The organism is Massilia frigida, assembly GCF_011682175.1.
Classification (GTDB): Bacteria; Pseudomonadota; Gammaproteobacteria; order Burkholderiales; family Burkholderiaceae_D; genus Telluria_A; species Telluria_A frigida.
This window is the reverse complement of record NZ_WHJG01000001.1, coordinates 20,201-43,358: the sequence shown is the minus strand read 5'-3', so window position 1 is coordinate 43,358 and position 23,158 is coordinate 20,201. Positions and strand designations below refer to the sequence as shown.

At 62.5% G+C, this 23,158-nt stretch carries 18 protein-coding genes; 10 read left to right on the top strand and 8 right to left on the bottom strand.

Annotated features, from left to right (window positions below; translation table 11 throughout):
* Positions 1-1,812, bottom strand: coding sequence for a phosphoethanolamine transferase (locus F2P44_RS00270; protein WP_167083961.1), 1,812 nt, complete (start codon positions 1,810-1,812; stop codon positions 1-3).
* Positions 1,813-1,994: 182 nt separating this feature from the next.
* On the opposite strand from F2P44_RS00270, the gene F2P44_RS00265 reads away from it, so the two are divergent.
* The 7 genes from F2P44_RS00265 to F2P44_RS00235 all read left to right on the top strand — a co-directional run bounded on the left by F2P44_RS00265 (position 1,995) and on the right by F2P44_RS00235 (position 10,245).
* On the top strand, positions 1,995-2,738 hold the full coding sequence (locus F2P44_RS00265; protein ID WP_167083959.1) for a M48 family metalloprotease: 744 nt from the start codon (positions 1,995-1,997) through the stop codon (positions 2,736-2,738).
* Between the two features lie 408 nt (positions 2,739-3,146).
* Complete coding sequence (gene rpsL / locus F2P44_RS00260) at positions 3,147-3,530, top strand: 30S ribosomal protein S12 (RefSeq protein WP_025603541.1); 384 nt, start codon at positions 3,147-3,149, stop codon at positions 3,528-3,530.
* Positions 3,531-3,657: 127 nt separating this feature from the next.
* Positions 3,658-4,128, top strand: coding sequence for a 30S ribosomal protein S7 (rpsG, locus tag F2P44_RS00255; protein WP_054265804.1), 471 nt, complete (start codon positions 3,658-3,660; stop codon positions 4,126-4,128).
* A 132-nt stretch (positions 4,129-4,260) separates the two neighbouring features.
* Positions 4,261-6,366, top strand: coding sequence for an elongation factor G (gene fusA, locus F2P44_RS00250; RefSeq protein ID WP_167083957.1), 2,106 nt, complete (start codon positions 4,261-4,263; stop codon positions 6,364-6,366).
* Positions 6,367-6,502: 136 nt separating this feature from the next.
* The gene (gene tuf / locus F2P44_RS00245) at positions 6,503-7,708 is read left to right on the top strand and encodes an elongation factor Tu (RefSeq protein ID WP_054265742.1); all 1,206 of its coding nucleotides are present in this window, start codon (positions 6,503-6,505) and stop codon (positions 7,706-7,708) included.
* Between the two features lie 112 nt (positions 7,709-7,820).
* A complete protein-coding gene (rpsJ, locus tag F2P44_RS00240) occupies positions 7,821-8,138 on the top strand; it encodes a 30S ribosomal protein S10 (RefSeq protein ID WP_005663509.1) in 318 nt (105 codons plus the stop codon).
* A gap of 214 nt (positions 8,139-8,352) precedes the next feature.
* A complete protein-coding gene (locus tag F2P44_RS00235) occupies positions 8,353-10,245 on the top strand; it encodes a S9 family peptidase (protein ID WP_167083955.1) in 1,893 nt (630 codons plus the stop codon).
* 6 nt (positions 10,246-10,251) lie between these two features.
* Here the strand turns inward: F2P44_RS00235 and F2P44_RS36510 are convergent, their stop codons facing one another.
* Complete coding sequence (locus tag F2P44_RS36510) at positions 10,252-10,947, bottom strand: PEP-CTERM sorting domain-containing protein (RefSeq protein WP_167083953.1); 696 nt, start codon at positions 10,945-10,947, stop codon at positions 10,252-10,254.
* A 234-nt stretch (positions 10,948-11,181) separates the two neighbouring features.
* Between F2P44_RS36510 and creB the strand changes: the two genes are divergently transcribed.
* The 3 genes from creB to creD all read left to right on the top strand — a co-directional run bounded on the left by creB (position 11,182) and on the right by creD (position 14,892).
* On the top strand, positions 11,182-11,877 hold the full coding sequence (gene creB / locus F2P44_RS00225; RefSeq protein WP_167083951.1) for a two-component system response regulator CreB: 696 nt from the start codon (positions 11,182-11,184) through the stop codon (positions 11,875-11,877).
* On the top strand, positions 11,874-13,304 hold the full coding sequence (gene creC, locus F2P44_RS00220) for a two-component system sensor histidine kinase CreC (RefSeq protein WP_167083949.1): 1,431 nt from the start codon (positions 11,874-11,876) through the stop codon (positions 13,302-13,304). Before creB ends, creC begins: the two co-directional genes overlap by 4 nt.
* A gap of 169 nt (positions 13,305-13,473) precedes the next feature.
* Positions 13,474-14,892, top strand: coding sequence for a cell envelope integrity protein CreD (gene creD, locus F2P44_RS00215; protein WP_167083947.1), 1,419 nt, complete (start codon positions 13,474-13,476; stop codon positions 14,890-14,892).
* Positions 14,893-14,969: 77 nt separating this feature from the next.
* Here creD and F2P44_RS00210 read toward each other — a convergent pair whose 3' ends face one another.
* From F2P44_RS00210 to F2P44_RS00185, 6 genes are all read right to left on the bottom strand, one after another.
* Entirely contained in the window at positions 14,970-17,858 is a 2,889-nt protein-coding gene (locus F2P44_RS00210) for a bifunctional diguanylate cyclase/phosphodiesterase (protein WP_167083945.1), read from the bottom strand.
* A gap of 184 nt (positions 17,859-18,042) precedes the next feature.
* Positions 18,043-19,230, bottom strand: a complete 1,188-nt coding sequence (locus tag F2P44_RS00205; RefSeq protein WP_167083943.1) for a TerD family protein — start codon at positions 19,228-19,230, stop codon at positions 18,043-18,045.
* Between the two features lie 28 nt (positions 19,231-19,258).
* Positions 19,259-20,173 (bottom strand): HpcH/HpaI aldolase/citrate lyase family protein, encoded by a 915-nt coding sequence (locus F2P44_RS00200; protein ID WP_167083941.1) that lies wholly within the window; start codon positions 20,171-20,173, stop codon positions 19,259-19,261.
* A complete protein-coding gene (locus F2P44_RS00195) occupies positions 20,166-21,257 on the bottom strand; it encodes a cysteine protease StiP family protein (protein WP_167083939.1) in 1,092 nt (363 codons plus the stop codon). Before F2P44_RS00195 ends, F2P44_RS00200 begins: the two co-directional genes overlap by 8 nt.
* Positions 21,254-22,021 (bottom strand): HAD family hydrolase, encoded by a 768-nt coding sequence (locus F2P44_RS00190; RefSeq protein WP_167083937.1) that lies wholly within the window; start codon positions 22,019-22,021, stop codon positions 21,254-21,256. Before F2P44_RS00190 ends, F2P44_RS00195 begins: the two co-directional genes overlap by 4 nt.
* On the bottom strand, positions 22,002-23,156 hold the full coding sequence (locus F2P44_RS00185; RefSeq protein WP_167083935.1) for a phosphoribosyltransferase domain-containing protein: 1,155 nt from the start codon (positions 23,154-23,156) through the stop codon (positions 22,002-22,004). The genes F2P44_RS00190 and F2P44_RS00185 overlap by 20 nt, the downstream gene beginning before the upstream one ends.
* Positions 23,157-23,158: the final 2 nt, after the last annotated feature.

Below are 23,158 nucleotides of genomic sequence, written 5' to 3'. Positions count from 1 at the left end.
TTATTTCTCACGCTTGAGCGGCGTGCCCTTGTCGATGACCTCGCGGCAGTCGCCTTTCATGGTGGCGTTGTCGTAGTCGCTCCAGCCGTAGCTGTCGACGTAGCGCTTGTGCTGCGCGAAGCCGGGATTGACAAAGCTCCATTCCAGGCGCTCGTCGGGGTAGCGGATGTCGGCCAGGTCGAGCAGGGTGTGGAACATGTTCTCGGTCGCCAGGCGCGCCTTGCCGTGGCGCTGCAGCTGCGTCACCTTGTCCGGATAGCGCGCCAGGTACTGGTCCGAATACCAGACCAGCGCCGGCACGTGGAATTCGTACTGGCTATTGTGGCCGTGGAAGGCCAGCTTGCAGCTGTTGTCGTACAGCGTCTGGCCGTGGTCGGACACGTACAGCATGGCGCTGCGCTGTTGCGATCCTTTCAGCTGCCCGATCACGTTGGACAGGAACCAGTCGGTATACAAGATGCTGCTGTCGTAGCTGTTATTGAGCTCGGTCTTGAGCGCGGGATCGCTGTAGACCGGCTTGTCGACGCCGAACAGGGAGGGCTGCCAGCGGTCGAACTGTTTGGGGTAGCGCTGGCTGTAGTTCCAGTGGCTGCCCAGCGAGTGCAGCACGATCAGCTTTTTCGGCGCCGGGTCGGCGATGGCGCGGCGCAGCGGGTCGAACAGGATGGCGTCGAAATTGGAGTTGTTGGTGAAGCCGCCCAGGTTGAGGAACTGGATCACGTCCGCTTCCCTGGCGAACACCGACACCGGCGTGTCGAATTCGCCGAACGAGATCTGGTTCGACAGCCAGTACGTCTTGAAGCCGGCTTCCTTGTAGGCAGTCAGGAAGGATTTTTCGGCAAAACCATCCTTCAGGCTCTTGATGGCCGGTTTGCGCGAGATAATCACCGGCACCGACAGGCGCGTGGCCGAGACGGACGTGATCACGTCGGGCAGGGTGACCAGGTTGGCTTCCTTGGCGAGCAGGGGATTGGTGTCGCGCGTGTAGCCGTTCAGGCTCCAGCGGTCGAAGCGCGACGATTCGCCGATCACCATCACCACGATTTCGGGCTGGGCATCGGGCGCCGCCTGGCGCGCGCCGAAGCGGAAGTGGCTGTTGCGCTGGCCCAGTTCGGCCAGGTGCTTGCGTTCTTTATAGAAGTCGACGCCGCGCGCCGTGACGCCGAATGGCCAGGTTTGCGCGAACGCGTCGAATTCGAGCGGCAGCACGGCCCAGCGCGGCAGGGGCGGGGATGTCCAGCCGGTGTGCGCGGCGCCCGGGGTGGGCTTGCTGGCACTGGCCGACGCCGCTGTCGAGGCGGCACGCGGCGCCGCGCCCACGCCGAATTCGACGCCGTACGCCCACAGGCCGGCGCCGATGGCCAGCAGGCCCAGGCTGAGCCAGCGCGAGCTGTCGTCCCAGTCCAGTTCGCGGGCGCGGCGGGCCGCCTGGAAACTGGTGATCCACCAGGCGCTGACGGCCGTCATGACAGCGGCCATCAGCCAGACTGTCTTGCCGAGAAATTCGAGCGCTTCCTTGGGGCTGGTTTCAGCAATGATGCCCAGGTGGTGGGTCGACATGCTTTGCCCGTAGAAACTGAACAGGTAGATTTCGGTCGGCAGGGCCAGGAAGGCGGGGATCAGCAGCCAGTGGAACCAGGCGGGACGCTTGAACAGCGCCCACACCGCCACCCAGGCTACCGCTTCGATGCCGAGCACTTGCCATGGACGGTCGAGCCGCTTGCCAAGCAGCATGGGGAAGAAGGGGATGGCCGACAGTGCCGCGTAGGTCAGCAGCAGGTAGAGCGGGGCAGGGCGCAGCAGATGTCGCATCAGGGAAGCATGGTCCAGCAAAATTGGCCATTATCCCGGGTTTTTAGTTCTCCTTGCCAAATATTCGATGCAGCAAAGCGTTGTCTTGATTGTAATTATATGTATACGGATGCAATGGATGATGCCGCATGCTGCTACAATGGCAATGTTTTATTACTAATAACCTGAATGAGAGTAACTCCATGAAAACCACAATTCGTATTGCCGCGCTGACCATGTTGATCCTGAGCGCAGGCGCCGCGTCGGCTATCGACCTCGGCGGCATGCTGGGCGCGGGCAAGGATCTGGCCAAGGCCGCCACCGTCAGCGACAAGGATGTGATCGAAGGCTCGCGCCTGATGATGCGCCAGATGGACAAGGAAGAAAAAGTCGCGCCGGCCGGCAGCAAGTACGCCAAGCGCCTGGCGATGTTGACCAAGGGCCTGGAAAACGAAGATGGCCTGAAGCTGAACTTTGCGGTGTACCAGTCCGCTGAAATCAATGCATTCGCCACGCCGGACGGCAGCATCCGTATTTACGCCGGCTTGATGGACCTGATGAACGACGAGGAACTGCGCGGCGTGATCGGCCATGAAATCGGCCATACCAAGCTGGGTCACTCGGCGTCGCAGATGAAAAAGGCGCTGGTGCTGTCGGCCGGTACCAAGGCGGCGGGCGCGAGCGGCAACCAGATCGGCAGCATGGTCGCAGCCAACGAAGAAACCATCAAGGCCTTCGGCAATGCGCAGTTCTCGCAGTCCGATGAGACCGCGTCGGATGACTATGGCTTCAAGTTCATGCAGAAGCACAAGTACGACGTGCGCGCGATGGAATCGGCATTCCGCAAGCTGGCCAAGCAGGAGCAGGGCGAAGGCAGCATGATGGCGAGCCACCCGGGTTCGAACTCGCGCGCCGATCGCATGAAGGCGGCGGCTGACAAGCTGTAATAGTCAGGTTGAGTACCACTGAGCCAGCGCCGTCGTCTCCGCGCCAAGGCGCGGGGAGTCGGTTCTGGCGGTGCCAGGAACGACGGCTTTGAGGTTGGCGGGCGCAGAGGGCACGAGCGGCCATGCTTGCTGCAACGCCCTGTCTCACCCCCGCCACAGTCCCTGTTTTCTCTAGCATCATCGCCCCACATCCGCATTGCCAAGCGTTAAACTGTTTGACTGCCTGCCACTTCGCGCCTATACTCGCGAGTTCTCGATTTTATTCTGCGCATTGTTTACGCATTCAGCGCCGCTCCTCGCAGGGCGGCTGTCGGTGCCTCTCCTGCGCAGTGCTCGTCGGGACTCCGTTTTAGTCCCCGGACACTCTGTCCGGGTTATTCATGTTGTAATTTTGTTGGATTTATAACGATGCCAACCATCAATCAACTGATTCGCAATCCACGTGTCGCTCTGACCGTGAAAAGCAAATCGCCGGCGCTGGAAAACAGCCCGCAAAAACGTGGTGTTTGCACCCGTGTGTACACGACGACTCCAAAGAAGCCAAACTCGGCTCTGCGTAAAGTCGCCAAAGTTCGCCTGACCAACGGTTTCGAAGTCATTTCGTACATCGGCGGTGAAGGCCACAACCTGCAAGAACACAGTGTCGTGCTGCTGCGCGGCGGTCGTGTAAAAGATTTGCCGGGTGTGCGTTACCACATGGTTCGCGGTGCACTGGATACCCAGGGCGTCAAAGACCGTAAGCAAGCTCGTTCGAAATACGGTACGAAGCGCGCTAAAGCAGGCAAGAAGTAATTTTTCGCCCCGCTTTCACTAGAAGTTTAACGAGTTGAACCGACCGTAATGGTCGAGTAAGTGGATGGCTATGATGGCCTCCGCGAGTGCGCACCGCGCGCTCAACTGAAGATAGGAAGGAATTGATATGCCACGTCGTCGTGAAGTACCCAAGCGCGAAATCTTGCCAGATCCAAAGTTCGGTAACCAAGATGTCGCCAAATTCGTCAACGTACTGATGCTGTCCGGTAAAAAATCGGTCGCAGAAAACATCATCTACGGTGCATTCGAGCACATCAAGCAAAAGTCCGGCAAAGACCCGCTCGAAGTGTTTGCAACCGCGATCAACAATGCCAAGCCGATGGTCGAGGTTAAGTCCCGCCGCGTCGGTGGTGCCAACTACCAGGTGCCAGTTGAAGTTCGTCCGGTTCGTCGTATGGCGCTGTCCATGCGTTGGTTGCGCGAAGCCGCAAACAAGCGCAGCGAAAAATCCATGCCGCAACGCCTCGGTGGTGAACTGATGGAAGCCGCTGAAATGCGCGGTGGTGCTATGAAGAAGCGGGACGAAGTTCACCGCATGGCAGAAGCGAACAAAGCGTTCTCGCATTTCCGCTTCTAATCAATTGGCCACGCCCTGGCTTGCACATTTGTGTGAGCCCAGGCGTGGCCATGTATCTGTTGTTCGAGGCCGGGCTCATTTTGTTCACAAAATGCCGCTCGGTTTTGTCCATTAAAAGATTTAGGAATAATTATGGCACGCAAGACCCCCATTGAGCGCTACCGCAATATCGGTATCTCGGCTCACATCGATGCTGGCAAGACCACCACGACCGAGCGCGTCCTGTTCTACACGGGCGTGAACCACAAGATCGGCGAAGTGCATGATGGCGCGGCCACCATGGACTGGATGGAGCAAGAGCAAGAGCGCGGTATCACGATTACCTCGGCTGCGACGACCTGCTTCTGGAAAGGGATGGCTAACAATTTCCCTGAGCACCACATCAACATCATCGACACCCCGGGCCACGTTGACTTCACGATTGAAGTTGAACGCTCGATGCGCGTGCTCGACGGTGCCTGCATGGTTTACTGCGCAGTGGGCGGTGTTCAGCCACAGTCGGAAACCGTATGGCGCCAGGCTAACAAGTACAAAGTGCCACGTCTGGCTTTTGTCAACAAGATGGACCGTACCGGCGCCAACTTCTTCAAGGTCTACGAGCAGATGCGCGCTCGCCTGAAGGCGAACCCGATTCCGCTGCAGATTCCAATCGGCGCCGAAGACAACTTCAAGGGCGTGGTCGATCTGGTCAAGATGAAAGCCATCTACTGGGACGACGCGTCGCAGGGCATGAAGTTCGACTACCGCGACATTCCTGCTGAGCTGCAAGAGCAGGCTGCCGAGTGGCGTCTGAAGCTGGTCGAAACCGCTGCTGAAGCGAACGACGAACTGATGAACAAGTACCTGGAAGAAGGCGATCTGAGCGAAGAAGAGATCAAGAAGGCGCTGCGTCAGCGTACGATCGCTTCGGAAATCGTTCCGATGATGTGCGGCACCGCGTTCAAGAACAAGGGCGTGCAAGCCATGCTCGACGGCGTGATCGAATACCTGCCATCGCCAGTCGACATCCCGCCAGTCAAGGGCATGGACGAAGATGACCAGCCGACCACGCGTAAAGCGGAAGACACCGAGAAATTCTCGGCGCTGGCATTCAAGATCATGACCGACCCGTTCGTGGGCCAGCTGATCTTCTTCCGCGTCTACTCGGGCATGATCAAGTCGGGCGACACCGTCTACAATCCGATCAAGAACAAGAAAGAGCGTCTTGGCCGTATTTTGCAGATGCACGCTAACCAGCGCGAAGAAATCAAGGAAGTCCACGCCGGCGATATCGCCGCCGCGGTCGGCCTGAAAGACGCGACCACGGGCGAAACCCTGTGCGATCCATCGTCGATCATCACGCTGGAAAAAATGGTCTTCCCTGAGCCGGTGATTCAGCAGGCAGTCGAGCCGAAAACCAAGGCTGACCAGGAAAAAATGGGCCTGGCGCTGAACCGCCTGGCACAGGAAGATCCTTCGTTCCGCGTGAAAACCGATGAAGAATCGGGCCAGACCATCATCGGTGGTATGGGCGAGTTGCACCTGGAAATTATCGTTGACCGCATGAAGCGCGAATTCGGCGTTGAAGCGACCGTCGGCAAGCCACAAGTGGCTTACCGCGAAACGATCCGCAAGGTGTGCGAAGAATCCGAAGGCAAGTTCGTCAAGCAGTCGGGCGGTCGTGGTCAGTACGGTCACGTGGTCCTGAAGATCGAGCCGCAAGAAGCCGGTAAAGGTTTCGAATTCGTCGACGCGATCAAGGGCGGCACCGTTCCACGCGAATACATCCCTGCAGTTGAAAAGGGTGTGCGCGGCACGCTGAACGCCGGCGTGATGGCGGGTTACCCAGTGGTCGACGTCAAGGTCACGCTGTTCTTCGGTTCGTACCACGATGTGGACTCGAACGAAAACGCGTTCCAGATGGCCGCTTCGATGGCATTCAAAGATGGCTGCCGTAAAGCATCGCCAGTCATCCTCGAGCCAATGATGGCCGTGGAAGTGGAAACGCCGGAAGACTACGCCGGTACCGTGATGGGCGATCTGTCGTCCCGCCGCGGTATGGTGCAGGGCATGGACGAGATCCCAGGCGGCGGCGGCAAGATCATCAAAGCCGAAGTGCCACTGTCCGAAATGTTCGGTTACTCGACCTCGCTGCGTTCCGCAACGCAAGGCCGCGCTACCTACACGATGGAATTCAAGCACTATTCGGAAGCGCCTAAGCACGTTACCGATGCAATCGTAACGGCCAAAGCAAAATAATCAATTGCGGGACAGAGCATGGTTCATCGCCTTTGCTCTGTCCTCAACTGACTAAATTCTGATTTGCCAGGTGCGGCCATAAGCCGCACCGGCATCGAACAAAAATTGTAAAAATAGTCTTTAAAGGAAATTCAAAATGGCAAAAGGTAAATTCGAACGGACCAAGCCGCACGTCAACGTGGGCACCATCGGTCACGTCGATCACGGCAAGACCACCCTGACGGCAGCTATCGCAACCGTTCTGTCGAAGAAATTCGGCGGCGAAGCAAAAGCATACGACCAGATCGATGCAGCACCAGAAGAAAAAGCGCGCGGCATCACCATCAACACCGCTCACGTCGAGTACGAAACGGCTAACCGCCACTACGCTCACGTTGACTGCCCAGGCCACGCCGATTACATCAAGAACATGATCACCGGCGCAGCACAGATGGATGGCGCGATCCTGGTTTGCTCCGCAGCTGACGGCCCAATGCCACAGACCCGCGAGCACATCCTGCTGGCACGCCAGGTTGGCGTTCCTTACATCATCGTGTTCCTGAACAAGTGCGACCTGGTCGACGACGCAGAACTGCTGGAACTGGTTGAAATGGAAGTGCGTGAGCTCTTGTCGAAATACGAGTTCCCAGGCGACGACCTGCCAATCATCAAGGGTTCGGCACGTATGGCCCTCGAAGGCAATACCGGCGAAATGGGCGAAGTGGCGATCATGGCCCTGGCCGACGCACTCGACACCTACATCCCGACGCCAGAGCGCGCAATCGACGGCGCCTTCCTGATGCCTGTGGAAGACGTGTTCTCGATCTCGGGTCGCGGCACCGTTGTGACCGGCCGTATCGAGCGCGGTGTTGTTAAAGTTGGCGAAGAAATCGAAATCGTCGGCATCTCCGACACCGTCAAGACCACTTGCACCGGCGTGGAAATGTTCCGCAAGCTGCTGGACCAGGGTCAAGCTGGCGACAACGTCGGTCTGCTGTTGCGCGGCACCAAGCGTGAAGACGTGCAGCGTGGCCAGGTTCTGGCCAAGCCAAACTCGATCAAGCCGCACAATCACTTCACCGGCGAGATCTATGTCCTGTCGAAAGACGAAGGCGGCCGTCACACCCCGTTCTTCAACAACTATCGTCCACAGTTCTACTTCCGTACGACGGACGTGACTGGTTCGATCGAGTTGCCAGCGGACAAAGAAATGGTTATGCCAGGCGATAACGTGTCGATCACCGTCAAGCTGATCAACCCGATCGCGATGGAAGAAGGCCTGCGTTTCGCCATCCGCGAAGGTGGCCGTACCGTTGGCGCAGGTGTTGTTGCAAAGATCCTCAGCGAAGTCGCTGGTAAGTAATTTGTAGGAAAGGGTAGGAAAGCAGGTATACTTGCTTTCTTACCTGATGTGCCCAAGCAAAAAATTCATATTGCCGGTTCAACGCCGGTTCGTTCTTTTTAAGGGAATTACCATGTCCGCACCAAACCAGAAAATCCGCATTCGCCTCAAAGCGTTCGACTACAAGCTGATCGACCAGTCCGCACTGGAAATCGTCGACACCGCCAAGCGTACCGGCGCTGTTGTCAAAGGCCCAGTCCCACTGCCAACCCGCATCCAGCGTTTTGACGTCCTGCGCTCGCCGCACGTCAACAAAACCTCGCGCGACCAGTTCGAAATCCGTACGCACCAGCGTCTGATGGACATCGTGGACCCAACGGACAAGACCGTTGACGCGCTGATGAAGCTGGATCTGCCAGCTGGCGTCGACGTCGAAATCAAACTGCAATAATCATTGCAGTGTTGCCGCCAGCGCATTGATGTGCGCGGGCGAGTCAGGGCCGGGCGAGTTCGCTTTTAGCGAACGGACCCGGCCCTGATGCGTTTACATTGTCCTATTTTCAGCTTCCCCCACGCCACGATTATTGCGACGCAGCATGTGCGCGGGTATACTCTTGCGCCCGCCCGCCGCCCCCCTTGCGCCGGCACTCAACGACCCCGCTTCCATGATCGCTTCCGTCTTCCGAACCCTGCTGCACCCCTTGCTCTGGCTGCTATGCCTTGCCGCCGCCCCCTGCATGGCCGAGCCCCCCATCCTGGGCATCAAGGATGCACTGCGCCTGCCGGCCTACCTGTCGATGACCCTGTCCCCGGACGGCAAGCACATCGCTGCCATCGCGCGCAAGGGAGAGGCGAGCAAGCTGGTGCTGATCGATACGGCGACCATGGCCTCGCGCTTTCTCGAAAGCGAAGGTCCCGCTATGGAGAACCCGAGCGACGTGGATTGGGTCGACGATACCCGGCTGGCGGTCGATTCCGATCATGGCGTGGACCTGATCGACCTGAGCGGAACGTACCCCACCTTCCTCGGCAGCCGCTACATCGGCAAGGTCAATCCTGACTCGGCCGGCAACGTGCGTATCCTGGCTAACGGCTACCGCACCCCGGCGTACATCGCCCGCATCACGCTCAGGACGGGCGAGTCCGAGGTGGTCAACTTCCATATGCCCGGCAAGCCGGTATGGTGGATACTCGACGACAATGGCGACGCCCGCGTGGTGAGCACCATCAGCACCGCCATCTGGTCGGACGACACCAGCATCACGCATTGGTATCGGGCCGCGCAAGACAAGCCCTGGGAAAAATTGGCCACCTTCGGCTATAGCGACGAGCACTGGTGGCCGCAAAGCCTGTCGCGCGACCAAAAGTCGCTGGTGGTGAGGTCGCGCCACGATCGCGACACCTTCGCCTACTTCCGCTACAGCCTGGAGACGCGCAGCGTCGGCGAGCTGCTCGCCGGTCATCCGACCCAGGACATCTACGTACCCGACACCGAGACCGACGGACAGTTTCGCCAGATCGCCAGCGCGGGCATGAAACCCGTTGTCGAATGGTTCGATCCGGCCTGGGCGGCGATGCAAAAGAGCGTCGATACGGCCTTGCCGGACCGGATGAATCTGATCTCCGGCAGCCTGACCAACAAGCTGCTGATCTATTCGTACAGCGATGTCGATCCGGGCCAGTGGTTGTTGCTTGACGTGCCGAGCGCATCGTTACGCAAGGTGGCGTCGGCCAAGCCGGAGATCGATGCCGGCGCTATGCGGCCGATGCAGGTCGTGCGCTATACCGCGCGCGATGGCTTGAGCATTCCCGCCTATCTCACCTTGCCGTCCGCGACCGGCGCGGCAAAACCTGCCGTCATTCTGATCCACGGCGGTCCCGCCGCCCGCGATGGCTGGAGCTTCAATCCCGAAGTGCAACTGCTGGCCGCGCGCGGGTACGTTGTGCTGCAACCGCAGTTCCGCGGTTCCAGCGGCTTCGGCAAGGCCTTCATGACCGCCGGCTACGGCCAGTGGGGACTGGCGATGCAGGACGATATCAGCGATGGCGTGCGCTGGCTGGTCGAGCAGGGTCACGCCGATCCGCAGCGCATCTGCATCTATGGCGCCAGCTACGGCGGCTATGCCGCCATGTGGGGCTTGGCGAAGACGCCGGAGCTGTACCGCTGCGGCGCCAGCTTTGCCGGCGTCAGCGATATTGCATACATGCTCAAGGACGATTCCGATACCAATGCCGGGGCGACCGGACGCTTGGCCACGAATATCCTGGTGGGCGGGGCAGGGCGCACCAAACAGGCCTTCGACCAGGTCTCGCCGCTCAAGAACGCGGCGCGCATCACGGCGCCGGTGCTGCTGGCCCACGGAGAATGGGACCGGCGCGTGCCGATCGAGCACGGCCGCAAGATGCACAAGGCGCTCAAGGAAGCGAACAAGGAAGTCGAGTGGATGATCCTGGAAAAAGAGGGCCATGGCATTTACCATGAAGACAACCGCGAAAAATTCTACGGCGCCCTCTTCAAGCTGCTCGAGCGCACCATCGGCGCGGGCGCGCCGCCTTGATCCCGCTCAGGCCGGCTGGCGCGCGCGCCTGCGTGCGCCCAGCATGGCCAGCGCACCCAGTCCCAGCAAAGCGAGGCTGACCGGTTCCGGCACCGCCGCCACGGTACTCATCGAAAACTCCTGGATATCGCCGTAGAACACCGTGGAGCGGCCCGTGAGCACGTCGTTGTAGCCGAACTGCGACTGTTTCATCGCGTAGTCGTACAGGTCGGGGCGCACAGTGGTCGAGAAAGGCGTGGTCAGGCTGGCGTTGGCGCCGGCGAACAAGTGATTCACCGATTCGATGCCGTGGTAGGCATACATGCTTTCATCCTGGGTGGTCCAGTTCACGCCGGCGAACGCCTGGTCCGATCCCCACGCACTCGCGGTCGATGCGCCGTTGGCGGTCTGCTGCTGGAAATGCCCGGTGCGGCGGTAATTGCGCGTCACGCCGTCGACCGTGATGCTGGCGCTGAACAGATTCAAGCCATACAGGCCGTCATACTGGTTCAGGTAATGGTCGCGCGTGGCGCCCGTATCGTCGAACGTCAGCGTCATCTGGTAGCGCTTGCCGACCAGGTCGCCCGGGCCGAATTCGTCCAGGTTGTTCTGGGCAACGCTGCTGATCACGCCGCGCGAAGTGGTGGTGAGAATGGTCGCCTGGGCGCTGGAGATCCAGGCCGAGGCAACGAGGGCGAACGCGAGGAATGATTTTGCTGACACGATATTCTTTCTTGTAGTTTGGTTAAGGTGGCTTGATCATCAAGCAAAAAACATGCCACTGGGAAATTCGTGTTTGCTATCATCGGCTTAGGAATGTCCGCGAAGAAATCCCCTGAACGTCTGTAAGATTTTCCGACAGGCGCGCCGCGCGGGCCGGGCGTGATCCTGGCCGCCGGTTGACTGGTCCGCGCCCGCCCCGGATACTGTCGCCATGACCACGACGAACGGAAGCGCATGCCTGTAACGATCCTGATTGTGGAAGATGAACTGGCGATCGCCGACAGCATCGCCTACGCCTTGCGCACGGATGGCTTCGTGGCGCGCCATGTGACCCTGGGCGCGCAGGCGTTGCAAGCGATGCGCGGTGACGGCCCGGCCGAGCTGCCGGCGCTGGTCGTGCTCGACGTCGGCCTGCCCGACATGAACGGTTTCGAGGTATGCCGCCAGCTGCGCCAGTTCTGCAACGCCCCGGTGATTTTCCTGACCGCGCGCAGTGACGAAATCGACCGCATCGTCGGGCTCGAAATCGGCGCCGACGATTACGTCACCAAGCCGTTTTCGCCGCGCGAACTGGTGGCGCGCATCCGCGTCGTGCTGCGCCGCCTGGCGCCGCCGGCCGCGCCGCCGGCCGGGCCGCCGGCGGGGCGCTTCGACATCCGCGCGGCCCAGGCGCGCATCCTGTACCGTAGCCAGGTGCTCGACCTGACCCGCTACGAATACCTGCTGCTCAAGGCCCTGTGCGAGCATCCCGGCCACGTGCTCTCGCGCGCGCAGTTGATGGACCGGGTCTGGGCCGATGCGCCCGACACGCTCGAGCGCACCGTCGACGCCCACGTCAAGTCGCTGCGCGCCAAGCTGCGCCAGGTCGACCCCGGCGACGACCCGATCCAGACCCACCGCGGGATGGGTTACAGCCTGGCGGGCCCATGAGGATCGGCCTGCGCATCCTGCTCGGCTACTTTCTGATTGTCGGGCTGGCGGCGTGGTTTTTGCTCAATGTGTTCGTGGCCCAGGTCAAGCCGGGCGTGCGCTCGACGCTGGAAGACACCCTGGTCGATACCGCCCACCTGCTGGCCGAAGTGGTGGCCGACGATGTCAAGGCCGGCAAGGTGGGCGACTCGCAGATGCTCACGCGCATCCAGAACGTCGCCAGGCGCCATGTGGATGTCCAGATCGATGGCTTGAACAAGCGCAGCCTGAATTACCGGGTGTACATCACCGACCTGCAGGGGCGCGTCACCTTCGATTCGAGCGGCAAGGATGTGGGCAAGGATTACTCGCTGTGGAACGATGTCTACCTCACCCTGCGCGGCCAGTACGGGGCGCGCAGCACGCGCGCCACCGGCAGCGACGACACCAGCGCCGTGATGCACGTGGCGGCGCCCATCATGGATGGCGAGCGCATCATCGGCGTGCTGACCGTCGCCAAGCCGGTCTCGACCGTGCAACCGTTTGTCGAGCGCAGCCAGCGCATCATCCTGCAGCGCGGCGCCGTGCTGCTGGGCTCGTCGCTGCTGATCGGGGTGGGATTTGCCTGGTGGCTCAACCGCGCCCTGCGCACCCTGATGGTGTACATCGCCGATGTCGAGGCCGGCCGCAAGGCGACCTTGCCGGCGCTGGGCAATAACGAGATCGGCACGCTCGGGCGCGCGCTCGAAGCGATGCGCAACAAGCTCGAAGGCAAGGAATACGTGGAAGAACTGATGCACACCCTGGCCCACGAGCTCAAGAGCCCGATCGCGGCGATCCAGGGCTCGGCCGAGCTGATGCAGGAAGACATGCCGGCCGCCGAGCGCCAGCATTTCCTCGGCAATATCCTGAACCAGAATTTGCGCCAGAAGCAGCTGATCGACAAGTTGCTGGCGCTGATCCGCGTGGAAAAGCAGCAGCGCCTGGGCGCGCCGGAAACGGTGCCGCTGCGCGCCCTGGCCGAGCAGGTGCGGGCGGATGTCTCGGTGCGGCTGCTGGCGCGCGGCCTGACCCTGGACGCCTTCATCGACAAGCTGATCGTGAAAGGCGACCCGCTGCTGCTGCGCCAGGCGGTCGGCAACCTGCTCGACAACGCGATCGATTTCTCGCCGCCGGGCGGCGTCATCACATTGCGGGGCGAGCAAATGGGCGATGAAACGGTGATCAGCGTGAGCGACAGCGGGAGTGGGATTCCCGCGTTCGCGCGCGAGCGGCTGTTCGAGCGTTTCTACTCGCTGCCGCGCCCGGACGGCGCCAAAAGCACGGGCCTGGGCCTGCCGTTCGTGCGCGAAGTGATGGCGCTGCACGGCGGCCGGGTAACGGTCGACAACATCGAGCCGCACGGCGTCTGCGCCATGCTGCACCTGCCCATCGTCTTGGTTTCCTGACCGGGGTCTGACCTCTGATTAGCAACAAAAACGTTGCTAATCAGAGGTCAGACCCCGGTTTAGTTGCTGACCCCGGTTGGGAAACTTTCATGCGGGCGACTTCACACGCAGCGCATCTGCAGCGCATACACGTTCCCTATACTGGTTCCACCACCAATCGGGAGCTTTCATGCAAAAAACACTGCTGTACAAAATACTCGCCATCCTGGCACTCACGCTGGTGATCTGCCTGCTGTTGGCGATGATCCAGGGGACCATCAACGACCGTTCCGAGTTCCGCGCCCAGGCCGTGGCCAGCATCGCCGCCGATTCGGTGCGCGAACAGTCGATCACCGGTCCCATCATGGTCATTCCGTACACCGATGAATTCGATGTGACCGTGCCCGCCACCAGCGATGCCGCCAGCAAGCCCGAAACCGTGCGGCGCTCGGTCAGCCGGGTGCACCTGGTGTTTCCGAACCAGCTAACGATCGATGGCCGCTTCGATACCGATTACCGTTATCGCGGCATCCACCGGGTCTTGTATTACAGCGGCCAGCACGCGCTGTCGGGCAACTTCGACTTGCCGCTCAAGTCATCCCTGCCGCGCGCCAATTCGCTCTCGCGCATTACCGTGGGCCAGGCCAGCATCGCGGTCGGGATCGAGGATGTGCGTGGCATCCGTAATATTCCGAGCATTACCTGGGGCAAGCAGCCGATCGAATTCCAGCAGGGAACCGGCAGCGTCGCCCTTGGCAGCGGCTTGCATGCCGATCTGCCACCCATGGAGATGGAACAGGGCGGCCGCGTCAACTTCGCGTTCAACCTCAATCTCGATGGCATCGAACGCCAGCATTTCTCGCCCGTCGCGCGCAATAACCAGATCACGCTGACATCGAAGTGGCCGCATCCGCAATTCGGCGGCCGTTTCCTGCCATCGACCAAGGACCGCAGCATCAGCGACGATGGCTTCAAGGCCAACTGGTCGATCTCGTCGCTGTCGAGCGCCACCCAGCAGCAGCTGCGCGCCCTGCAGGATGGCACTGCGGCGGCCGCGAACGCCACCCCGGCCGCGCGCGCTCCCACAGCCGATGGCGATGGCCGCGCCGACCGCTTCAGCGTGGCCTTCATCGAACCGGTGAACGCCTATTCGCTGGCCGAGCGCGCCACCAAATACGGTTTGCTGTTCGTGGCGCTGACCTTTGCCGCCTTCTTTATCTTTGAAATCCTCAAGCGCTTGCCGATTCACCCGATCCAGTACCTGCTGGTCGGCCTGGCGCTGGTGCTGTTCTTCCTGCTGCTGGTGGGCTTGTCGGAACATATCCGCTTCGTCGTGGCCTACCTGATCGCCAGCACGGCCTGCATCCTGCTGCTGGGGTTTTACCTCAGTTTCGTGCTGCGCAACCGGGTGCGCGGCGTGGGCTTCGGCCTGGCGCTGACCGTGCTCTACGGTGCGCTGTATGGCTTGCTGAGCTCGGAGAATAATGCGCTGGTGCTGGGCAGTATCCTGCTGTTCGCGGTGCTGGGCGCGATCATGGTCGCTACCCGCAAGGTGGACTGGTATCAGATCGGCAAGGCGGAGCCATCCCCGGAGCCAAGCGGGAACTGAGGAGCGGACCCGGATCCGCCCAAGGACGGGTCCAGCGGCGCGCAGGCCGCATTCCCGGGCTGGACCCGGCAGCACCTTCAACGAGGGCGCTGCATGGTGCAGGCGAAGGTGTCGCCGAACAATGCCGAGAATGCATCCGCGCGCACGGCTTTGCTGTAATAAAACCCCTGGGCGGCCGCGCAGCCATGCGCCATGAGAAACTCTGCCTGAGGCAGGGTTTCCACCCCTTCGGCGATCACTTCCAGTTGCAGGCTGGCCGCCATGGCGATGATGGCCGTGACCAGCGCCGTGTCATTCTGGTCGGTGCCGATGTCGCGCACGAACGATTGGTCGATCTTGAGCGAATGCACAGGAAAGCGCTGCAGGTAAGCCAGGCTGGAATAGCCTGTGCCGAAGTCGTCGACCGATAGCTGGATGCCCATGTCGCTCAACTGGTTCAGCATGGCGAGATTGTATTCGCTGCGCTGCATCAGGATGCTTTCGGTAATCTCCAGTTCGAGGGCGGTGGCGGGAAGGCCTTCCTCGTCCAGGATTTGCCCGACCAGGGAGCAAAAATTCGCTTGTTCGAGTTGGCGGGGCGACAGGTTGACGGCCATTTTCAGTTGCGGATGGCCGGCGGCGTGCCAGGCTTTCAGTTGCCGGCAAGCCTGGCGCAACACCCACTCGCCGATCGGCACGATCAGGCCGGACTCTTCCGCGTTGGCGATGAAGTCGCCGCAGGAAATCGGCTCGGTCCCCGGCGGCTGCCAGCGCAGCAGCGCTTCGGCGGAAAAAATGATGCCGCTCTCCATCTTCACCTGCGGCTGGTAATGCAGGATGAATTCATCGTGCGCCAGGGCCTGGCGCAAGCGCTGGCTGACGTCCAGGCGCCGCTGCACCGCCTGGTTGAGCGCGGCGGTGAAGAACTGGAAATTGCCGCGCCCCATTTCCTTGGCATGGTACATCGCGGTATCGGCGGCGCGCATCAGGGAGTCGACATCGTGGCCGTCGTCGGGATACAGGCTGATGCCGATGCTGCCGCCCAGGTGCAACTGCTTGAGTTCGACACTGAACGGCTGGGTCAGGCTATCGAGCGCCTTGCGCGCCACCCGCGCGGCATCGCTGCTGTCATCGAGCAAGGGCAGGATGAGGACGAATTCGTCGCCGCCCAGCCGCGCCACGCTATCGCCTTCGCGCAGGCATTGCTGCAATCGGATGGCCGCCATTTTTAACACTTGATCGCCGATGTGGTGGCCCAGCGAGTCGTTGATGTTCTTGAAATAATCGAGATCGATGAACAGGATCGCCACCCGGCGCCGGTTGCGATGGGCAAAGGCGATCGCCTGGTGCATGCGGTCCTGCAAGAGCGTGCGATTTGGCAATCCAGTCAAGGCATCATGGTCGGCCATGTGGTGGATGCGCTCGTCGGCCTGGCGGCGTTCGGTCAGGTCGAGCACGAAGCTGACGCCCTCATCCTGCGCCCCCTCGAACAAGGCACTGGCCAGCAACACCGGAATCAGGCTGCCATCCTTGCGCATCAACTCCTTCTCATAGGGCGTGCACCGTCCGGTGTTCTTGAGTTCCTCAAGGGCATGCGCATCGGCCGCATCGTATTGCGGCGGGGTCATGTTGTTCCATAGCAATTTTCCCGAGAGCACGTCTTCCCTGGAATAGCCGGAAATCTTCAGGAAGGCGTCGTTCGCTTCACTGATGCGCCCGCTCATATCGCCGATGAAGATGCCGATAATGTTGGCGTCCACCAGGCGCCGGATGCGCGCCTCCCTGTCGCGCAGCGCTTCCTCGGCGCGCTTGCGCTCGCTGATGTCGCGCGCAATCGCCGATACGCCCGTTACCATGCCGTCGGCGTCCCGGATCGGCGAGATGGTGAGCGAGACCGCGATGCGGCCCCCATCCTTGCGCAGCTGCGCCGTTTCGAGGTGGTCGATCCGCTCGCCCCGCCGCAGGCGCGCCAGGATGGCCGGCATCTCGCCAGCCAGCTCGGGCGGGGTCAGGACCGACATCGGCCGGCCGAGAATTTCGGCGGCACTGTAGCCGTACATGCGCGCGGCACCGGCGTTCCAGCTGACGATGGTGCCGTCGAGCGTCTTGCCGATGATGGCGTCCTCGGACGAGGTGACGATGGCGGCGAGCTGGCGCGCGGCCTGCTCGGCCTGGCGGGTGCGCTCCAGGTCATGCGTGCGTTGGGCGACCAGTTGCTCGATCAGCATGGCGTGGCCGCTGGTCACGAGCAGGAACGCCCCGAGCAAGCCGGCAAACATCAGCCCGCCGGCAAGCACGGACCAGGCGATGCGCAGATGCGGGGGCGAAAAATACGGTTCCTTGGCGCCGCTGAACACGCCAACGATGACCACCAATGCCAGGCAGATGGGAAGCGCCACGGTCTTGCGCCGGCGTCGCCAGAGCGCTTGCGGCTGCCCGAACCAGGTCAGCATCAGCGGCGTGGTGACCAGGACGCCGATGGCGTCGCCGAACCACCAGGCCCACCAGATGAAGGCATAACTTTCCGCCGGCAAGGTGCCGGCAAGGAACAGGACGGTCGCGCCCACGCTGGCGCCGATAATGCAACTGAGCGGTCCGCCCAGGCCGAGAAACTTGATCACGTCCCGGGCCCGGTCGAGCGGCATCGGGAAACCGACGAAACGGCGTATCAGGTAGCCGCCGGCAATGGCTTGCGCGGTGGCGCCCATGCCGAGAATGGCTGGCAAGAGCAGCGATTTCACGAGCAGGGCGGTGCTGCCGGCATCGAAGGAGACCGCGACATTGCATAAAAACGAGCCGATCCAGATGCCCGGCGCGACCCGATTGCCACAGATCAGCACGGCGCCCAGCGCAATGCCGGCGGCGGGCCAGATCGGTGCGGCGTAGCCGGGCGGGAGCGCCAGCAGCAAGCCCAGGCGGGCGGTAATGTAATAGATCGTGGCGAGCAAGACGATCTCGCCAGCGCGGCGGATCATCTGGGTCTGCATGCGTCGTCCATCGGATGAGCTCTCCGGGTACGGGGGGGACGCAGGTACGGCAGCGCGGAAGCGCTCGGCCTCTGGCGTGCCTGACATCGCGCGTCGATGCTGTTAAGACCCGTTCCGGCACGAAAAGTTCTGCGGCCGGGGAGCGCCGGGCGGCTGCCATGGGCAGCGCCGGCGGCGCGGTGCTTCAGTCTTTCGAGCCGGTGGTCCAGCGCAGGCCGAAGCCGAAGCGGCGGTCCATCAGCTCGTGCCCGCTTTCGCGGCCTTGCTGGGAAAAGTAGTCGGCCAGCTTGGTCACCTGCATGCTGCCGCCGCGGTTTTCGATCATGGCAATCGCGCACATCATCTGGTTGCCGCCCTGGTCGAGCCGCACTTCGATCGGCGCCTGGTCGGGCATCTTGATGGTCACCACGCCATCGGTGGCGGCCCAGTTCGGCGCGCCCTCGTAGATGAAGGCGAAGATCAGGGCGCGCTTCAGTTGGTGGAAGTGGTCGCCGTTGATGGCCAGGTTTTCACCTTCGGCCGATTGCCCGGTGCGGTCGTCGGCCGCCAGCCGCATGTACGGTGGACGGTCGAAGTCGCCCCAGACATTGCCCAGCGCCTGTACCAGGCCCGGACGGCCATCGGCCAGCTCGTACATGCAGCCGAGGTCGAGGTCGATGCCCTTGCCGGTGGCGCTCGTGGCGCTGCGGTTCCAGTTCAGGTTGACGTGGATGCGGCCGAAGCCCTTGCTGCCGCCGCGCTTGTCGAGCGAGACCTTGTCGCCGCGCTTGTCGAGCGTGACTTTCGAGAGCGATACCGGCTGTTGCTGCTGGGGCGCGGGCGGAACCGGCACGGGGGCCGGCGGCGTGGGCGCGGCGCCCGGGGTCGCTTCGGTGCCGCCGAAATGCTTGAGCAGGGCCGACAGGCCGCCGTTGAAGCCCTGGCCGACCGCGCCGAAGCGCCAGATGCCGTCTTTACGGTAGATTTCGCCGACGATGACGGCTTTTTCATCCTGGAAATCGGCACCCGACCAGGGGAATTGCACGCTCTCGCCGAGTTTCAGGCTGCTGGCGCCCACATTGCGCATGGTGCCGCTGCCATCGATGGCGGCCACGAACACCAGCTTGGCGATCGAGGCTGGCAGCGCGTCGAGCTTGACGGCGAAGCTGGCGGCGCGCCCGGCCATGGTCATGCTGATTTCATTGGCGGGGCTGGCCAGCTGGTTGTAGAACACCATGTAGCGCTCGTCCGAGAGCTTGTCGGCGCTGTCGAGGCCGAAGCAGGAAATGTCGATCACCAGCCCGGCGCTGTCGATATCGAGCACCACCTGGAAGGGCGCCGCCAGGCCCAGGTCGGCCAGCTTGCCTTTTTGTCCGCGCGAAAAATTTGTCACGATAGCGTCCTTTTCACTCAAGTCAGGTTCAAAGTTCCCGTGGAATTGCCGGGCTCATCGGAGGGTGGTCGTGATGCGCGCCAAACACGTTCGATTGTTCGATGGTGCGTTCGGCCCAGGCGCGGTGGGTGGCCACTTCGCACATGGAATTATGCATCTTGAACACGGCCGGCGCGTCGACGTCGAGAATGGCACGGGCGGCCGCCAGGTCGTTCGGCTTGACCCGGTAGTGCTGCTCGATGGGCGCGATCTGGCTCGGGTGGATGGCGGTCTTGCCGACCATGCCGTGGGCCAGATCCTCCGCCACTTCCTGGTCGAGCAGTTCGGGCAGGTCGAGGTGCTCGAACACGGGCGCGGTCAGCACGAAACCGTAGGGGCGGAAGATGGTGACCAGGCGCGCGATCACCGGTCCCAGGGGCGTGCGGTACAGGGTCATGGTGCGCGGACGGCGCAGGCCCAGCAGGGCCAGCAGGTCGTTGCCGCCGATGCGCAGCGCCAGGATGCGCTGGCGCACGCCGGGCGCTTCGAGCATCTTGCGAAATTGCCGCATTTCCCAGTCGTTGAATACTTCCGCCGTTTCCAGCGTGGGCATCAGCATGTGGTCGGTGTTGCGGATCTGCTTGAAGTAGGCGTCGAAGTTGGCGCGCGTCGCTTTCGGGATCACGAAGCCGGCCAGCTTGTCGGCGCCCGGCATGGCCAGTACCCTTGCCATGACCTCGGGATTGCGCACGCGCACGAAGCGCTCGGCCGTGCCTTCGCTGCGCATATTGGCCAGCACCACGGACAGGTTGAACAGCGCCCAGCTCAGGTCGGCGTCGGCGACCGCGTCCTCGGTGCAGAAAATCAGCGAGCGCACGTGCCCCATGCGCTGGCCATTGGCCACCTCCATCAGGTATTTGTGATTCGCCGGCACGTACAGCGACGCTCCCATCGACTTAACCATCGAGTGCACTCCTGATCAATGAAACGGCGTGATACGGCAACGCGCGGTCGACGATCACAGGGATATTCTTTTCCTGCGCCAGCAGGGCCAGGTGGGCCACATCGGGCGCGCCGGCGTCGCGCAGGATCAAGAGACGCGGGCTGCGCCGCAGCAATACGCGGGTCGCTTCGCCGATGCCGGGCTTGATCATGTTGACGTCGCTAATGCCATGCTGGTCCAGCGCCGCCAGCATGTAGGCGCGCGAGACGGCGCCGGCCTGCTCGCGGTCGACCGCTTGCACCTGCTGCGCGCCATCGGCGGCGGCAATCTCCAGCGCGGCGGCCACCAGGCCGTCGGCGAAGCTTTGCGACTGGTCGTGCGCCTCGAACTGCTGATAGTACACGCAGCCGTGGAAGTCGCCTGGCCCGATTGCCTCGTTCAGGATCGAACGGCTGATCAGGCCGGACACGGTGGCGTTCAGTATGCTCGACGGAATCAGATAGTCGTCGCAGGAGGCGGCGCAGGCGGCGCTGCCGGCCAGGTCGGACAGCACGTACAGGCCGCCGTCAATCGCCGTGCCACGGCGGCTGTTGAAGCCGTCGATGGCGGCGGACAATTCGCGCGAAATCACGCCCTTGCCGGTCCAGCCATCGATGAAGACGATCGATTCGGGCGCGTGGCCCTGCGCCAGGATGTGCTCCAGCGCGACCTGGTCGATGCCGCGGTCGCGGATGATCGAGACCGAGTAATGGGTGCTGGCGCGGCCGCACACCTTGGGCAGCAGGTGGTTCAACACCACGCCGACCGGGGTGCCGGCGCGCGCCAGCGAGACCAGGGTCACCGGGCCGCTGCGCCGCTGGCTGATCAAACCGGCCAGGGTCAGGCAGTCGCGCGCCATGCGCGCCGTGTTGGCGGCGCAGGCTTCGCGGAATACCGCCAGGTAGCGCTCGGACGGCAGCGATTCGGGCGAGAGCATTTCGCTGTAGTGGCGCTGGCCCGACTGGATCAGGAATTCCTTTTCCGGGACATCGACGAAATCCTGCATCGCCAGCGGCTTGAGCAGGAAGCTGACGTCGTCCGAACGGTAACTGCCGGAAAAATTCATAGGGTCTCCAGGGTCAGGCCGGCGAGCTGGGTGCGGCTCGGCACGATGGCGTAGTCGCAGGCGGCCATGAAGCGCGCGTCCGATTTGCTGTCGCCCATGCCAAACGTCAGGATATCGCCATGTTCGGCGCGCAGGCGCGCGCTCACGTGCGCCACCGCGTGCGATTTGTTCAACGCCTTCGGCAAGATCGCCAGGTTGTTGCCGTTGCGATGGATGAAGTAGTCGCGATTGCCCTCGTTGATCCATGGCTGGACCACCTCGCGCTCGATCGGCTCCAGCTTGGCCGCGATTTTTTGCGGGTCCTTGACCACCAGGTAGAAGGGCGTGCCGAAATCCTCGATCAGGCGCGCGCGGTTGCCGAAACCGGTGCGCTCGGCCCAGGCGTCGATCAGCCCGGCAAGTTCTTGCAGGCCGGGCAGGGCGGCTTGCATGGCGCTGCGCATGTGGTCCAGCCATTCCTGGTCGACGCTGCCGTCCGGCAGCAGCACGATGCCGCCGTAGTCGAGCACCGCGTAGCTGTGGAAGTCGATGCCCACGCGCTGGAACGCGTTCAGGTTGCGCGCCGTGGTCGGGATCATCGTCATGCCATCCTGGGCAAAGGCGAGAAAGGCGCGCTGGCCGGGCGTGGTGTACGAAATCGGGCTGCCATCCTTGAGGAAGGCGGCCGCTTCGATCGGCAGGCCGCGGCCCTCGCACTTTTCGAGCGACTGGAACAGGGTGTCATCCAGGTCGGCGAACAGGAATTTATGAAACTTCTTCAACATGGGTCTCGGTCTTAAAGTGGAGCAGGCGCGCTTTGAGCGTGTCTGCAAGGTCCAGCAGCGCCTGTTTTGGCGCGGTTTCGTGGCAAATGAATACGTGCTCGTATTGGCCGGGGGTGACGTTATACAGGAAATTGGCGACACCCTCCCCATAATTGTCCGGGAACGTGAGCGCGGCTTTCACGGCGCCCCAGGTCAGGATCGGCGAACGTGTGGTCGATTGCACAACGACATCCACGCCAAGGCGTTCCAGGGCCGCGCCGAGCAGGTAGGACGGGTGCATGAATTCGCCCGTGCCCAGCACCAGCACGCGCTCGCCCGGCTTGACAGCGCCCGCCAGGCGCTCGGCCAGGCCGCTTGGGATGGTGAGGGCGCGGTGCAGGCCGTAGCGGCCGAACTCGCCGCTGGCGCCACGGTCGGCGGACCCATCGAACAGCTGGGCCGGGGCGCTGGCGCTGGCCAGCTGGCCGGGGGTGAAGCGGTATTCGCCGCTGACCGGCGCGCCCATCGTCACCGGCAAGCCGAAGCGCTCGGACAGGGCGGCGGTGGCGGTCGCGCCCATGAAGTTGGTAATCGTCGCCAGGTGCACGTGGGCGATGCCGGGATTGAGCTTGCGGCAGGCGTCGGTCAGGTTGAGGAAGGTGTTGCCGGTGCTCGCTTCATCGTCGACCAGCACCAGGGCCTTGGCATGCAAGAGCAGTTCGCGCGTGTGCGCGTCCGGCGGCATGTGCAGGAACTGGCGCGGGGCGTGGCTGTGCGCTTCCTCGAATTCGATGATGGGGGCCTCGCCCACCCGGTAGCGCGAGGTGTGCAGGAACAGGCCCTCACGCCCGGGATGGGCGGCCAGCCAGGCTTCGAACACGCCCTGGCCCAGGCCAATGGCGGTTTCGGCCATGGCGATGAAGACCACCGGGCCGGGCAGTTCGGGCACGGTATCGGCCAGGCTGACGTGGACCTTGCGCATCATGGCGGGCGTGACCGGCCAGTGCTTGCCCAGCACCTTGCTCAGGAACAGGAAGCCGCGCTTGGCGTTGGCGCGCGCGGCAAAGCCCATCACGTCGTCCAGCGCGAAGGCGCTGTCGTGGATGTCGAGTTCGAGCTCGCCGGTGGGCAGGCTCAGGCGGTGGCGCTCGGGCATGC